Genomic DNA, 14,203 nt, shown 5'->3' on the forward strand with positions numbered 1-14,203 from the left:
TGGGGTTAAGTGTAGTGAATTTCAATGGCTGAGGTGACAGAAAAACGCCCGCCAGGGCTGCGCTTACCAGGCCTGCGGGTAATCTGCACCTTTCTGCTGTAAACTGTGGCCAATCGACATTATCGGAACACATTTACCCATGCTCAGTTATCGCCACAGCTTTCACGCGGGCAACCACGCCGACGTTCTTAAACATACCGTTCAGAGCCTGATTATCGAGGCCCTTAAAGAGAAAGATAAACCTTTTCTCTATCTGGATACCCATGCTGGCGCGGGCCGCTATCAGCTGAGCAGTGCACACGCCGAGCGTACCGGGGAATACCTCGAGGGCATCGCCCGTATCTGGCAGCAGGACGATCTGCCGGCAGAGCTTGAGCCGTACATCAACGTGATTAACCACTTCAACCGCAGCGGCCAGCTACGTTACTATCCGGGCTCACCGCTGATTGCCCGCCAGCTGCTGCGCGAGCAGGACAGCCTTCAGCTGACCGAACTGCACCCGAGCGATTTCCCGCTGCTGCGCTCTGAATTCCAGAAAGACAGCCGCGCACGCGTGGAAAAATCGGACGGTTACCAGCAGCTGAAAGCGAAGCTCCCGCCGGTGTCCCGTCGCGGCCTGGTGCTGATCGACCCGCCGTATGAGATCAAAAGTGACTATCAGGCGGTGGTCGCGGGCATCCACGAAGGTTACAAACGCTTTGCCACCGGCACCTATGCCCTGTGGTATCCGGTGGTGCTGCGCTCGCAAATCAAACGCATGATCAAGGATCTGGAAGCGACAGGCATCCGTAAGATCCTGCAAATTGAGCTGGCGGTTCTCCCGGACAGCGATCGACGCGGCATGACCGCCTCCGGCATGATCGTGGTTAACCCACCGTGGAAGCTGGAAGCGCAGATGAATAACGTCCTGCCGTGGCTGCACAAAAAGCTGGTTCCGGCCGGTACCGGCCACGCCACCGTCAGCTGGATCGTGCCTGAGTAATTACAGCAATCGGTGGAAGCTATTGATTTCAGGTATACAATCGCGGCAATTAACGATTAAGGATAAGACCATGACTAAGCATTATGACTACATCGCTATCGGCGGCGGCAGCGGCGGCATCGCCTCGATTAACCGTGCGGCCATGTATGGCCAGAAGTGCGCCCTGATTGAAGCGAAAGACCTCGGTGGCACCTGCGTCAACGTCGGTTGTGTACCGAAAAAAGTGATGTGGCATGCGGCGCAGATCCGTGAAGCCATCCACCTGTATGGCCCGGACTATGGTTTTGACACCACCATCAATAACTTCGACTGGGATCGTCTGATCGCCAGCCGTACCGCCTACATTGACCGCATTCACACCTCTTACGACAATGTGCTGGGTAAGAACAACGTCGATGTGATCCGCGGTTTCGCCCGTTTCGTTGATGCGAAGACGATCGAAGTGAACGGCGAAACGATCACTGCCGATCATATCCTGATCGCCACCGGCGGTCGTCCGAGCCACCCGTCTATTCCGGGTGCGGAATACGGCATCGACTCCGACGGTTTCTTTGAACTGCCTGCTCTGCCAAAACGCGTTGCCGTTGTGGGCGCGGGTTATATCGCCGTAGAGCTGGCGGGCGTGATTAACGGCCTGGGCGCAGAAGCGCACCTGTTTGTGCGTAAACACGCTCCGCTGCGCAGCTTCGACCCGCTGATCGTTGATACGCTGGTGGAAGTGATGAATGCAGAAGGTCCGCATCTGCATACCGAATCTATTCCAAAAGCAGTCGTCAAAAACGCCGACGGTAGCCTGACCCTGGAGCTGGAAGATGGTCGTAGCCAGACCGTCGATTGCCTGATCTGGGCCATTGGCCGCGAACCGGCAAACGACAACTTCAACCTGTCCGCCACTGGCGTGAAAACCAATGAGAAAGGCTACATCGTTGTCGATAAGTTCCAGAACACCAGCGTGCCGGGCATTTACGCCGTGGGCGATAACACCGGTGCGGTTGAGCTGACGCCGGTGGCCGTGGCCGCGGGTCGTCGTCTCTCCGAGCGTCTGTTTAACAACAAACCGGACGAGCATCTGGACTACAGCAATATCCCGACCGTGGTCTTCAGCCACCCGCCAATCGGCACCGTTGGTTTAACCGAACCGCAGGCGCGCGCGCACTATGGCGACGACCAGGTGAAAGTGTATAAATCCGCCTTCACCGCCATGTATACCGCCGTAACCGCTCACCGTCAGCCGTGCCGTATGAAGTTAGTCTGCGTCGGCCCGGAGGAGAAGATCGTCGGTATCCACGGGATTGGCTTCGGTATGGATGAGATCCTGCAGGGCTTTGCGGTGGCGCTGAAAATGGGTGCGACCAAGAAAGACTTCGATAATACCGTGGCGATCCACCCGACGGCGGCAGAAGAGTTTGTCACTATGCGTTAATGCAAAGTAATAAGCCCGGCGCCTTGCGCATCCATGAAAACTGGCAGTTTACTGCCAGTTTTTCATTTACGGTTTCAGTACAACGTTAATTCACCGGGTCGACACGTCATTATAAAAAATTATTACGACTCGTTAAAACGTATTATTTAATAAAACAAAAAGTTCTGAATCAGTTTGTACCCCGAGTTTACGCATTGCATTACACTTATGCGCGCTGATAGTTTTGATACTTAATTGCTTCATACTGGCAACTTGCTGCAAATCCATCCCGTTAAACAGATGCTTTAGCACATCCGTTTCACTTGGCGTTAATCTGGATAACACTGTCTCATTTTTCTGATTAATACGGCTGAGATCGCTGCAGATTACAGGGCTTAATACCCGCTTGTGGGCAAACGCTTTTTTGAAGAATCCTTCTGTATCTTCCATTGACTCACCGCGCGCGATTACGCTGAAGTTTTGTTGATTGAGTAACTTCCACAACGCGTTGCAGTCATGGCAGAACGTGTATACCACTACGTTCAAGTCGGGATAATGCGACCCCAGACGTAAGAGAATATCCAGGCCTTGCTGCAGATCTTCTTCTGCGCTTTGCAGATCGGTAACGAGAATATCCACGGACTGATACATCATTGCTTCTGCGATTTTGCCCAGGCTCGACTCTTTGATCTGGATATCGCATGTCGGATCAATAGTCTGAATGAGTGTCGATAGTCCGAAAAGTGACAGAGGTTGGCTATCCATCAATGCGACCGTTCGCGCAGGTGAGTAAGATAAATTCATAACGTCGTTACTCCTGACTGAGCCGGAGTTTCCCCCACAGGTTCATATGCACAATCTTTAATGGCAGACAACGGGGCCAACTTTTGCCATCCAGGTGCCCTGAGCAAAGAGTTCGCTGTCATTATGAAAACCCAGTTTCACCATTGCATTACGCTTATGTGTGCTCACAGTTCGGATATTGCGATGCATCGTCTGCGCCACTCGAGAAACACTCTGACCTGAGAAAAGACAGGCAAGCACGTCCAGCTCCCGGGCGGTCAGCGACGGATAGGCTGGGGTCGCTTTAGAGAGCAGCAGTTTTGCTCTTGGGCTCAGCCACTGAGGTTTTCCGGACAACGCGTTGGTGACACACTGTGCCAGAGCCAGTACTGGCTCTTGCTTCAGTAAAATGCCGCTGACCTTCGATGACACCAACAGCTCAAGAACACGATGATCGCTAAAATCAGTACAAACTATAATTTTCATTAAAGGATGTGAGTCGTGCAGATGGGCTAACAAACGCAACCCATCAAGCATAAGTTCCTTTTCACCACAGAGATCCATGATAAGCAACTTTGGCAACATGCTGTCGATGCACTGCGAGATCCCGGCAAGATTTTGGACGTAGTTTACAGGCGCGGTGAGCCCACAGGACTGCGTCAATACGCGTTTGATACCCATTGCAGTGACGGGACATGCGTCCATGATCAATACGCCTTTCCTTACTGTATCTGAGGGAGAGGTGCATGATGCAAAAGGGTCAGATGTTGAGCTATCTACACTGCTCATCTTACTTTCCTTGAATTCTTAGTAGCGTTCCGCGCGGAAGTTTGACCGAGAATGCTGCTTTAATTTACGTGCGGAAACGTCCTGTTTCCGCACTGACTTCTTTTACTGGTATACAAAGCTAAGCTGTACGACACCGTTGATGTCACCCGGTGTCGCTTTACCCGCCGAGCTGTAAGCACGGGCCTGCATATTAAAAGTCGTGCCATTGGTCTTGGAATCAATATCCTGAACCATCGTCGAGCCATTTCCCAGGGATGCACCTGCAGCGCTTTGCAGCTCGATTTGCACCTCAGTTGCTGATCCGGTGTTTTTGTACATTTGGGTTTCGGTGGTATCCGCCGTACCGTTCAGCGTCATGGTGGCTGACGTCGTCGTTGCAGGGCAACTATTCACTTCAATTGCAATAGGTTTCCAGGCAGTTGCCGAGCCTGCCGTAATCAGGGATGAAGCTTCAATACTGTCCCCCAGATCCACATTTACTCCGCCAGTAGGTATGTTGATAGTGCACGGCGAGGCTTTAATGGTACCTGTAATGTTCAGCTGAGTATCAGCAATAGCTGAATGCGACGCTATAACGGCCACCAGACCCAGAAGTAACGCTGGCGCTTTTCGCTTATTCGTCAATAAAAACGTTGATTCCTTCATCATTTTCCCTTACCGGTTTTCCGGGTTTATTGTATTTCAGCACGGATAGTGGCTGTTGCGGTGAAGTCACCCGTCTCAGGGGCTTTACCAGTGGTATTAAATGGAAATAAGCTGATCGCCGAGGTTCCCACCTGACTGCTGTAGTCCATTGTCAGCGGTAGCTCCCCGCTCTGAGGGGCGACAGGTGCCCCTGCAGGGTTCTGAATTCTGACACCAACATCTTTATTGGTTGTGGCCAGCGCAGTAGGGTCGGTCGCATCCGGGGTGCCCTGGAAAGTGAGGCTGACTTTCACCCCTTCTGAAATGTTGGTGCACGCAACATCAAAGTTGACGGTTTTTGGCGTGAAGTTTTTGGCCTTTTCCCCTTTAGTGGCAATATTCCCGGACAGGATGTCGCCGAACGGCACGTTAATTACGCCACCGCCATTAATGACGCACGACTGAGGCACTGTCACCGTTCCGCTCATCCAGACGACTGAGACTGGTGTAGACGATTGCGATGTGGGGTCAGTAGCGACATACACATCTACCAGTTTGGTCAGAGGTATGGTTTGTACCCCTACAAATGGCCGTATGAAGTAAAGGGATACATTCCCTTTCGATCCTGTGCTATAGACGGCGAAGCTACAGTTTTGTGACACCGACTGTAGATTACTGGTGCTTGGGAAGGGTGTTGGCAAATTCTTTCCAAGATTCCCTCCAACGAATACTGAAGTGGCGGCAGCCAGATAATCATTGATACGGAAATAATGGAGGCTACCATCGCTATAGACCTCCCCGGTATCCGGCACTTTTGCCGTGATAAAAGCTTCGGTATATTGTCCAGTACAAGCACAGACTACGCCGTAGTCCTGGTTTAGGTTCCACTGATAGGCATTCTGGACTACCCTTCCTGCGGTGTTTTCCGTCGGATTGTCTAACCTGTAGTCCATTATGAAGTTAAAGGCTTTTGATCCTCCTTGCGCCTCACACGTTCCCGCCCGGGCAGCCGTGCTTAACATCCCACCCGCCAGCATCAGGCAGATCAACGCACCGTTTTTTCCACCCAGATAACGGCGAAATAGATTGCGGCGTGAAGTGGCCTCTGCGAAAAATTGATTCGTACAATCGTTCATTTCCATATCCCGCCTTACCGGCAGTCTCCGTTGATAAGTTGAATTCCCGGTGTGGTTGATACGCTGTAGCTCACCCGGCAGGTCTGATCCGCTCTGCTGCCCCATGTCACCTTGAGCGTTCCGCTATCGGACATGCCCGACAGATAAACCTGTCCACCATCGCCGACAATGCTGCCACCGTTCTTTTTGTCGTCTTCACGACTCACGGTTGCACCAAAAGGAACAGCCTCACCATTAGCACGGATCAGCGTCATCAGTGCACGTTGACCAACGTTCGGATTAAAGTCTGCACGCACCACCGCCCCGCGGGTTGGGATCACCGACGCACTGGTCAGGGTCATATCCACATCGTCTGGCAAGGTTGCGGTATCGAGAGAAATTTGGTTACGACGGTACGCGGTGACGTAAGGGACAACTGCATAGCCACGCCAGTCCGTTTTCACACCGGTATTGCTGGTGATGCTTACATCGTCTGCACCCGGAGCCTTAACTAACGCCACCGTTTCGCTCAAGGGTTGCGAAAGGGTCACACCGTTTTCATGCAGCAGAATGCCGCCTTGCAGGCCGTAATCCATACGTCGCTGACTGCGGTCATATCCATAACCCACATTCACTTCACCGTAGCCGCCTTTATAATCTGCACTGGCGTAACCGTTAGCACCTTCTCCTTGAGAGGTGTATCCCTGACTGATGCTGTAATTCAGGTTGTTATCAGGCAGCGCCGTACCACTGAGGCCGATGTTTTGTGAAGTGTTACCATTTTCACTGCTATTGAGGTTGTAAGTGGCGTAGCTGCCTGGTAACCATTGATCTAATGAGACACTGACGTTTACCGCTACAATTTGATCGGTGTAGTAAGTCCGTTTGTTTCTGCTATCCAGACCATTGCGGTTATAGGTGTAGTTAATCCCATAAGCGATCCCTTTCCAGGTGTTGTTGTAACCCACACCGGCAGATTCGGTAGAACGGTTGTTGTTCCAGTATTCTTCTTTCACCAGATTCAACGAGAGTGCGCCCCCCTCTTTCCACAGGTTCTGGCTAAGGGTCAGTTCAGCACGGCTCTTTTTATGATCGCTGGAATAATTGTTTCCACCGGCATAGCTATCCAGCGCCTCTTGCAGGGTATAAAACCCGGAAGTGGAATAGCGATAGCTGGCAAGACTGAAGTTAGTTCCGGTTTCAACGAAGCTTTTGCCATAGCGCAGTCGGTAAGATTGTCCGCTGTCTTTGGCCATATGCTCCTGCTTGGTCCACGCCTGCGTGATATCGGCGGACAGAGCACCGATGATGCCAAGGTTTTTACCAAAACCCATTGCCAGCGACTGGTATTTACTCGCGGCCTGCGCCCCGCCATAAATAGTGACACCGTGCGGCAAACCGTAAATTGCAGTCCCCTGGGTGAACATGGTCTTTTCGACATCATCGTTATATGAGCGGTACTGGCCACTGGTGATACTGTATTTCAGATGTCCTTCACGCTGAAGTACTGGCACGGAAGCAAAAGGCACGACCATGGTACGTTCGGTACCATCGGCTTCTTTAATTGTTACGTTAAGGTCACCACTGCCCGCCGTCGGGTAGAGGTCAGAAATGGCAAATGCGCCGGCAGGAACGTAGCTTTGGTAGATGACGTAGCCGTTCTGGCGGATAGTGACTTGGGCGTTGCTCTGGGCAATACCACGAACCACGGGTGAATAGCCCTTCATGCTATCTGGCAGCATGTCATCGTCAGAGGCCAGCTGCACGCCGCGGAATGGCACAGTATCGAAAATATCCGTGGGTGAGTTGCTGTCGCCCAGGGTCAGCTGAGCTCTTAATACCTGAATGTCACGCTGGAGATAGGTATTGATTGAATCCCAGTGCTCATTACCCTTGCTGTCACGGTTCCAGGTTGAATAATTGCGAAGACGCCAGGCACCCAGATTCGCTCCTGAACGCAAGTTCAGGTAATAGGTATCAGAGTCACTACCGTCACTATTTCGCGCCTCCGTGTTTGCGCCGCTGAAGCTGTAATTCATCAGCAAGGCAGGGATCCCTGAATCCCATTTATCGGGAGAAACGTAACCGCGGGCCTGAGAGCTTAGCGCCGCCTGAGGTATGCTCAGATCCAGGCGTTGCTGATTGAAGCGGAAATCAGCAGAGGATTTCGCTATCGCGCCGGTAAAATCGGCGCATTCATCAGAAGCTTTCAGGCTGCGGAACATCCCTATTCTTACGCCCATATTCTGAAGCAACTCACCACTCAGACATGGCTGGAGACTTTGTTTCCCGGAAGCATCTGTCGCCAGAACAAATTTTACATCCCGACTGTCGACTTCCATCCCATTGAGGTAAATATCGACACGGTAAGTACCCGGAGGCTGCACCGCCCCGTCTTCAAATATAGATAAATCCGCATTGCCCTGGTTTGGATTATCAATTTCAAGTAAAGCGGGGTTAAAATAGCCCGCAGCGTTAGCCAGTCCCGTCCCGCTCATTAACATGGCTATCTGACATGTCACCAATAAGGCAAGACGAGAACGTGAAAAACCTCTCGAAGTATGGCTCTTCGTTATATTGTTCATTTTTATTTTTCCATTTGTTAACGCAGCTTGGATGACTAACGTTTTATTGACTTCCTTGTTTAATCAACGAAACAGAACTCCGACAATGGAGATCAGAGACTGGCAGACAGAACTTTACTGATGCCACCGTAATCATTGATAAACTGCCAACTCAGCGAACCTCCCGCCACATTAGCTGGTAAATCAAAACTGGCATCCGATTGCGGCGCCACCATGGTGACGTTTTTCAGCGTAGAACCATTGATTTTAACGTTGAAAAAAGTGATGTAATGCGGAGAGGGATTGGTTACCTGAAGCCGGTTCCCTGCCCGTTTCCAGGTCAAGCTTTTCGCTGACTCATCCAGCATGCTTTTAACCCCGGCAGGACGGAAAATAAGTTTGATACGGGTTTTCACCGCAATTTGCAGCGTGTTTTCTCTCTTCTCTGCTGAAGGAATCGATTTGATGTTTAACCAGAACAGAGATTCTTTATTCTCTGGTAGATTGCCCCCGGCACGCACTACACGCAGAATATTTTGTTGGTTAGCGTCCAGTCGGAATAAAGGTGGAGTAACAACAAAGGGAGCTTTTGCCGCTCGTGTGCCCTGCGGTGTATCCCCACTATCCACCCATGATTGAATGAGATAGGTATTATTATCAGGATTACCGACATTAATGGATGACTCTTTCTTGCCGCCGTCATAGACCAGACGTGTGCCACCTACGACAATACCAGCCTGCGCCGTTGTACCAAAGGCGATTAATAATGCTGCCGCTACTGTAGCGCGCCATGTTTTCATGCTGTCCCTGCCTGTCTTAACCGTTTAAAAAAGACCAGAGGCAGGAAATGCCCCCGGTCTGATTTAGCTCAGCGGAAATTACTTATAATCGATAGTGAACTGGGTTACAGCGTTCGCTTTACCTACTGTAACGCTGTCAGTCAGGGCGATATAACGTGCGGTGAAGTCCAGTTTGTTTTCGACATTTTTCTTCAGTTCATAAACGGATGAGTCTTCGTACAGTGGCATCACTTTGTTCTGGTTGTCAGAAATCTGGATACCCACGCCAGTTGCAGTATCGGAACCAGCAGTCAGGGCCAGTACGCTGTTATCACCCGGGACCTGGTTACCGTCGAAACGCACGGTCGCACCGGTCACGGTTTCTGGGCAGTCTTTCAGTACCAGTGTGAATTTCTTAGCAGCTGCCGTAGCACCTGCAACAGGGAATTCGAGACGGTCAATATTACCCATCTGAACGTCCTGGTTTTTTGACGCAGCATCAACCACACAGACGTTATCGGTGATGGTACCGATGAAATTCACAGAACCACTAGCAGCAATAGCAGCAATAGCAGAAGAAGCAAATACAGAGGTAGCCATCAGTGCAACAGCAAGAAGATTCTTTTTCATTAAATGTATCCCTATTAACAATGTATATCGATGTGCCTGAAACCGGATATCGAATTACTTTTGACAAAGCCGTATGTCATTCCTTTTATTTAGCTCATGAAGCTTCCGACTTCATTCAATAAATTCAATGTATGGAATTATCCAAACACACAATCCATTTTGAACTAAATTGGCGCTAAATGTAGTGAGCTGGATAATTGATGTCAATACTGACTCCCGCAACCCGGATTGATTTATTTTTAAGATAGATACTTCAATGCCTTACCGTGTTCTCCTGTATCGTGTCATAATTAATCCTCTCGGTTATTTCTTATATTCATCACACTTATTTATAAAATGAAATTCAAACCACGCGCCCTTCAGGAGAGACTTTCGTACATCATCACTAAACAAGATCTAATTCCTTACTCTCCACTCATATATCCACTGCGTTATGAGCATGGCGATAATATAATAGCGCTGTATTATCTATGGATTATTCTTCGCATTTAAAATGCGCCAACTTAATGAAACTCACCTTTACATAGGAACTGTTTAACCTGATAACTTTACACCTTGCTGGTGTCAGAAGTGGAAAATAAGAGCCAATGTCATCACTGTATGTTACATAGTAAAAACATTAATAACGCCTCCTGGTTATAAATATAACTGGATTTGAAATTAATTATTTAATCAAGGGATGAAAATGGTACTTCCCATCACGTTATCTGACAGCGCTGCCGCTGGTCTTGCAGGTGCAGCAGCCACTATAAAAGCAATATAAATCAATAGCAAAAAAGCCTCGTTTTTTTTGCAGCATAACATTACGCAATTTCGTTAACGCAGATGGGCCGGATAGTATGGATCTTTTTCGTTTACATGATGTTTTAGAAAAATGCTTAATATTATTTTTGCGCAGTGGGGTTTTAAGCTCTAATTATTATTCACCTCTCTGTTCAGTCGCTTTCTAAACCGCCCATTGAAGAGAAGCAAAAAATCATCTCCGTTAAATATTAGTGCTTAACAAGGCATATCAAGAAAGAAAAGAACCAATGACGATGAGCACTGTGATCAGCATGTACGAAACAGGGTTGTTGATTACAATAAAAAGATGTTCTTAAACTCCTTAGATTTAAGATAAAAAGATTTGGTGGTATTTCCAGCCCACTTAAAACATCAAATAAAAATCAAACCATCTCTTTAGCTTGCATACTTCAAACAAATAGATGGTATTTACTCCTTAGGAATGGCGCGTTACGCAAGGAAATTTCTTAGAGGTTTGCTGCTTTTTTTGTGATTCAGCAGCGTTTTTTCTTCAAATTAAGGAGGTTTTCGCAAGCAGGGACTTTACACATCAGTAAAAAAAAAGGACGCATAGCGTCCTTTTTATGAAAAATATTCTGTCAAGGTCCGGATCAGGCGGAAAGACCCCCGTCCAGAATAAGCGTTTGCCCGGTCATATAAGTACTGTCATCGCTGACCAGCCACGCCACCGCCCCGGACACTTCTTCTACTTTTCCGAAGCGTTTCATTGGAATGGTCTGACGCAGCGCTACCCGCTTTTCTTTGGGCATATCGGCCATAATTTCAGTGTCGATATAACCGGGCAGCAGGCAATTGACCCGCACGCCAAAACGCCCTAACTCCACCGCCATTGTCCGTGCCAGACCAATCATTGCTGCTTTGCTCGCCCCATAGGCGCTTTGCCCACTATTACCTTTCACACCGGTAACGGAAGACATCATCACCACAGAACCTCTGCCCTGCATCATCATCGGTTCGATCAGCTGATGGTTCCAGTAGAAGATGGCGTTAAGGTTGGTATCCAGCACTTTGCGCCAGTTATCGGAGTTTTGGTGGATGTGCAGAGCGTCGAGCGTGATACCCGCATTGTGCACAATCGCATGAGGCGCACCATATTGTGCCAGCAATTCGCCAGAAAGACGAAATACTGCCTGCTCATCACATCCGTCACACTGATAGCTTTCTACCCTGCCCGGTAATCCCGCGCAGGCCTGTTCTACTTCCAGGGCTGCATTTTCATTCTGATACCACGTGAACACCACGTTCCACTCTTTTGCCAGGCGCAGCACCGCGGCACGCCCGATCCCCCGGCTTCCACCGGTCACTAAAATCCATTTCTTGCTCATGATTTAATGACTTTTATCGCTGAGGTACTGGCATAACTCACGCAGCGTCATGTTGATGTTATCCACGAACAGCTCGGATTCCACGGTGACACCAAACTCTTTTTTGGCCAGCACCATCAGTTCCACATAATCCAGGCTATCGAGTTTCAGTTGATAGAGCGGCATATCCGGATTCAGATCGTCCATTTCCAGGTCCTTCGCGTCGCATAACATCTCACAAACCTTGCTGTAAACTTCATCAAATTGCGTCATGTTTTATTCCTTTAATTCAGACATCTCAGTTGTATGTTGAGATTGATTGTGTTTTGTTGAAGATCCGGGTCGGTTAACCCACCAGCGGACTGGCTTTTAAGGTAACTGTGACAGACATGAGCGGCTCACCGGCGCTCCAGGCCTGAATGTTGGCCAGTAAAACCAGCCCACTGTTTTTTTCACCCATCACCAGCGTCGGCTGAATACAGTAATCCAGGGATTCAAGTGGCTGCCTTTCCTGCCACGGGCTCAACAGACGTGGAGAGAAATGCGTTTCATGGTGGGTCTGTACGACCTGTACCTGGCTGAAAACGTCGCTCAAACTGGCAGCCTCAGACTGAGGGATAATGCTATGCACGGTTTCCAGCGTAGCCGGGTCATTTACCATCTGGCGGAACAACAGCGCGTCGAGAAAGTTCCACAGGGGTGCGGCCTGGCTTTGCACGGCAAGAAAGGGAGCGTAAAGCGTTGCCAGTGTTTCTCCATCGAGCGTTTTCACCTGCTTGATGGGCGATAAAACCAGCGCACCGTTACTGGTCAGCCTGCTGCTCATACCGATCTGCTGCGTATGAGCATTCAGCAATTTCCCGCTAACCTGCACCTGTTCATTGCGGCATGTTTCACCGACGGATAACTGATAGGGCGTTCCGCACGCCACCGGCTCACGCAAACGGCAGCTAAACACCAGGCCGCAGGATGCTAACGCGCGTTTTTCCAGGGTAGCACTGAGCGCAGATTTTACATCCAGCATCGCGCGCATACCGTGTACGCATAATCCGTCCATGCCAAGTTGCTTCGCCTTCGCAACGTCAAAATGAATCGGATTATAGTCACCGGAAAATTCCGCCCAGCGTTCGGCATCACGCAGACTGTAGTTCAGGAACATTATTTTCCTCGCCCGATAACCAACGCCGCATTTGCCCCACCAAACCCAAAACTCAGATTGAGCGTGGTATTAAGTTTCGCCGGACGATGCACATTCGGTACATAATCCAGATCGCATTGCGGATCGGACGCATCAAGGTGACAGGTCGCAGGCACTATCTGATGTTCCATGGCCTGAAGGCATAAAATCGATTCAAAACTGCCTGCTGCTGCGATCAGATGGCCAGTGTAGGATTTGGTGCTCGAACATGGCGTCACATAGGCCGCCTCACCCAGGGCAATCTTGATCGCCTCAGTTTCATTAAGATCGTTGAGCGGTGTTGAGGTGCCGTGAGCGTTGATGTAATCCAGATCGCTCGCAGTAATGCCGGCCTGTTTAAGCGCATTGCGAATAGTCTGTACCCGCGCAATTTTATCCTCAGCCGGTGCGGTAAAATCACAGGCATCAGAGAAACTTCCGTAACCCAAAATTTCGCCCAGAATATTAGCCCCGCGCGCGATAGCAGATTCACGCTCCTCCAGACACAACACCGCCGCGCCCTCACTCAGTACAAAGCCGTTGCGATGGGGGCTGAACGGGCAGCAGGCACGCGTGATCTCCTCCTGCTCGCTGGCCAGCGCGCCCAGCACATCGATATTCCATACTGCTGAATCGGAGCGTAGAGATTCACCCGCGCCAGCCAGCATCATGCTTGCGCGGCCATTGCGGATCACTTCGAATGCATCGCCAATCGCGATCGTGCCCGTCGCGCAAGCCGCCACCGGTGTATTTTGATAGCCACGCAGCCCCCAAAGAAGGCTGACCGCTGCCGTGGATACGTTAGGCATCGAGAAAAAACAGCCAAAGGGTGAACCGACACCGGTACGCAGATAGTCATCGTAGTATTGCTGCGTCTCGTCCTGGCCAGCCCAGCCGGTGCCCATGATGACGCCGCAGTCGCGCAGATCGTAATGCTGCTCTGGCTTCTCATCGCCAAACGCCATCTGCATGGCTTCACGCGCAGAGGCCAGAGTCAACCGCGCATAGCGAGGCAGCCGACGTCTGATCGCGGCAGGCACGCCTTTGAGCGAAGGCTCCTCATCAATGAGGCCATAAAAACGGGATTTAATCCCGGCGGCTGATTTATCGCAGTAACGATAACCAACCTGGTAATCCATGATGGCTGCCCAGCTCTGGGTGGAATTCATACCCAGCGGCGTCACCGCACCATAACCGGTGACCACAACCCGACGCGGCGCGCCCCTTGTCTGTGAAACGTCGATGTCCAT

13 protein-coding genes are annotated in these 14,203 nt (G+C 50.3%); 2 read left to right on the forward strand and 11 right to left on the reverse strand.

The genetic code is table 11. From position 1 onward, the window contains the following. Positions 1-139: 139 nt before the first annotated feature. Together G7090_RS22230 and gorA are read left to right on the forward strand one after the other, a co-directional pair. Positions 140-982 (forward strand): 23S rRNA (adenine(2030)-N(6))-methyltransferase RlmJ, encoded by an 843-nt coding sequence (locus G7090_RS22230; protein WP_166184577.1) that lies wholly within the window; start codon positions 140-142, stop codon positions 980-982. A gap of 70 nt (positions 983-1,052) precedes the next feature. Then, on the forward strand, positions 1,053-2,405 hold the full coding sequence (gene gorA, locus G7090_RS22235; RefSeq protein ID WP_166184582.1) for a glutathione-disulfide reductase: 1,353 nt from the start codon (positions 1,053-1,055) through the stop codon (positions 2,403-2,405). Positions 2,406-2,537: 132 nt separating this feature from the next. Here the strand turns inward: gorA and G7090_RS22240 are convergent, their stop codons facing one another. The 11 genes from G7090_RS22240 to G7090_RS22290 form a co-directional block, all read right to left on the reverse strand. Further along, a complete protein-coding gene (locus tag G7090_RS22240) occupies positions 2,538-3,188 on the reverse strand; it encodes a LuxR C-terminal-related transcriptional regulator (RefSeq protein WP_166184585.1) in 651 nt (216 codons plus the stop codon). Positions 3,189-3,245: 57 nt separating this feature from the next. Further along, entirely contained in the window at positions 3,246-3,956 is a 711-nt protein-coding gene (locus G7090_RS22245; RefSeq protein ID WP_225760014.1) for a response regulator transcription factor, read from the reverse strand. Positions 3,957-4,058: 102 nt separating this feature from the next. Further along, positions 4,059-4,604, reverse strand: a complete 546-nt coding sequence (locus tag G7090_RS22250; protein WP_166184589.1) for a fimbrial protein — start codon at positions 4,602-4,604, stop codon at positions 4,059-4,061. Positions 4,605-4,627: 23 nt separating this feature from the next. After that, entirely contained in the window at positions 4,628-5,722 is a 1,095-nt protein-coding gene (locus G7090_RS22255; protein ID WP_166184592.1) for a fimbrial protein, read from the reverse strand. 8 nt (positions 5,723-5,730) lie between these two features. Next, a complete protein-coding gene (locus G7090_RS22260; RefSeq protein ID WP_166184595.1) occupies positions 5,731-8,280 on the reverse strand; it encodes a fimbria/pilus outer membrane usher protein in 2,550 nt (849 codons plus the stop codon). Between the two features lie 92 nt (positions 8,281-8,372). Further along, positions 8,373-9,059, reverse strand: coding sequence for a molecular chaperone (locus G7090_RS22265; RefSeq protein ID WP_166184600.1), 687 nt, complete (start codon positions 9,057-9,059; stop codon positions 8,373-8,375). A 78-nt stretch (positions 9,060-9,137) separates the two neighbouring features. Then, positions 9,138-9,668 carry a fimbrial protein gene (locus tag G7090_RS22270; protein WP_166184603.1) on the reverse strand — a complete coding sequence of 177 codons (531 nt, stop codon included), beginning with the start codon at positions 9,666-9,668 and terminating at the stop codon, positions 9,138-9,140. 1,394 nt (positions 9,669-11,062) lie between these two features. After that, complete coding sequence (locus G7090_RS22275) at positions 11,063-11,797, reverse strand: SDR family NAD(P)-dependent oxidoreductase (protein WP_166184606.1); 735 nt, start codon at positions 11,795-11,797, stop codon at positions 11,063-11,065. A 3-nt stretch (positions 11,798-11,800) separates the two neighbouring features. After that, positions 11,801-12,049: an acyl carrier protein gene (locus G7090_RS22280; RefSeq protein WP_166184609.1), complete on the reverse strand. Its 249-nt coding sequence runs from the start codon at positions 12,047-12,049 to the stop codon at positions 11,801-11,803. A gap of 73 nt (positions 12,050-12,122) precedes the next feature. Next, positions 12,123-12,935, reverse strand: coding sequence for a MaoC/PaaZ C-terminal domain-containing protein (locus tag G7090_RS22285; protein WP_166184612.1), 813 nt, complete (start codon positions 12,933-12,935; stop codon positions 12,123-12,125). Further along, positions 12,935-14,203 carry a beta-ketoacyl synthase gene (locus G7090_RS22290; protein WP_166184615.1) on the reverse strand — a complete coding sequence of 423 codons (1,269 nt, stop codon included), beginning with the start codon at positions 14,201-14,203 and terminating at the stop codon, positions 12,935-12,937. Before G7090_RS22290 ends, G7090_RS22285 begins: the two co-directional genes overlap by 1 nt.

The sequence above is a fragment of the Leclercia sp. 29361 genome (assembly GCF_011290365.1).
Taxonomy (GTDB): domain Bacteria; phylum Pseudomonadota; class Gammaproteobacteria; order Enterobacterales; family Enterobacteriaceae; genus Enterobacter; species Enterobacter tamurae.

Excerpts from the sequence above, each read along its gene's own strand:
- G7090_RS22250 (WP_166184589.1), bottom strand. The coding sequence starts at position 4,604 with ATGATGAAGGAATCAACGTTTTTATTGACGAATAAGCGAAAAGCGCCA.
- G7090_RS22230 (WP_166184577.1), top strand. The coding sequence starts at position 140 with ATGCTCAGTTATCGCCACAGCTTTCACGCGGGCAACCACGCCGACGTT.
- G7090_RS22280 (WP_166184609.1), bottom strand. The coding sequence starts at position 12,049 with ATGACGCAATTTGATGAAGTTTACAGCAAGGTTTGTGAGATGTTATGC.
- G7090_RS22285 (WP_166184612.1), bottom strand. The coding sequence starts at position 12,935 with ATGTTCCTGAACTACAGTCTGCGTGATGCCGAACGCTGGGCGGAATTT.
- gorA (WP_166184582.1), top strand. The coding sequence starts at position 1,053 with ATGACTAAGCATTATGACTACATCGCTATCGGCGGCGGCAGCGGCGGC.
- G7090_RS22270 (WP_166184603.1), bottom strand. The coding sequence starts at position 9,668 with ATGAAAAAGAATCTTCTTGCTGTTGCACTGATGGCTACCTCTGTATTT.
- G7090_RS22255 (WP_166184592.1), bottom strand. The coding sequence starts at position 5,722 with ATGGAAATGAACGATTGTACGAATCAATTTTTCGCAGAGGCCACTTCA.
- G7090_RS22245 (WP_225760014.1), bottom strand. The coding sequence starts at position 3,956 with ATGAGCAGTGTAGATAGCTCAACATCTGACCCTTTTGCATCATGCACC.
- G7090_RS22290 (WP_166184615.1), bottom strand. The coding sequence starts at position 14,203 with ATGGACATCGACGTTTCACAGACAAGGGGCGCGCCGCGTCGGGTTGTG.
- G7090_RS22240 (WP_166184585.1), bottom strand. The coding sequence starts at position 3,188 with ATGAATTTATCTTACTCACCTGCGCGAACGGTCGCATTGATGGATAGC.
- G7090_RS22260 (WP_166184595.1), bottom strand. The coding sequence starts at position 8,280 with ATGAACAATATAACGAAGAGCCATACTTCGAGAGGTTTTTCACGTTCT.
- G7090_RS22265 (WP_166184600.1), bottom strand. The coding sequence starts at position 9,059 with ATGAAAACATGGCGCGCTACAGTAGCGGCAGCATTATTAATCGCCTTT.
- G7090_RS22275 (WP_166184606.1), bottom strand. The coding sequence starts at position 11,797 with ATGAGCAAGAAATGGATTTTAGTGACCGGTGGAAGCCGGGGGATCGGG.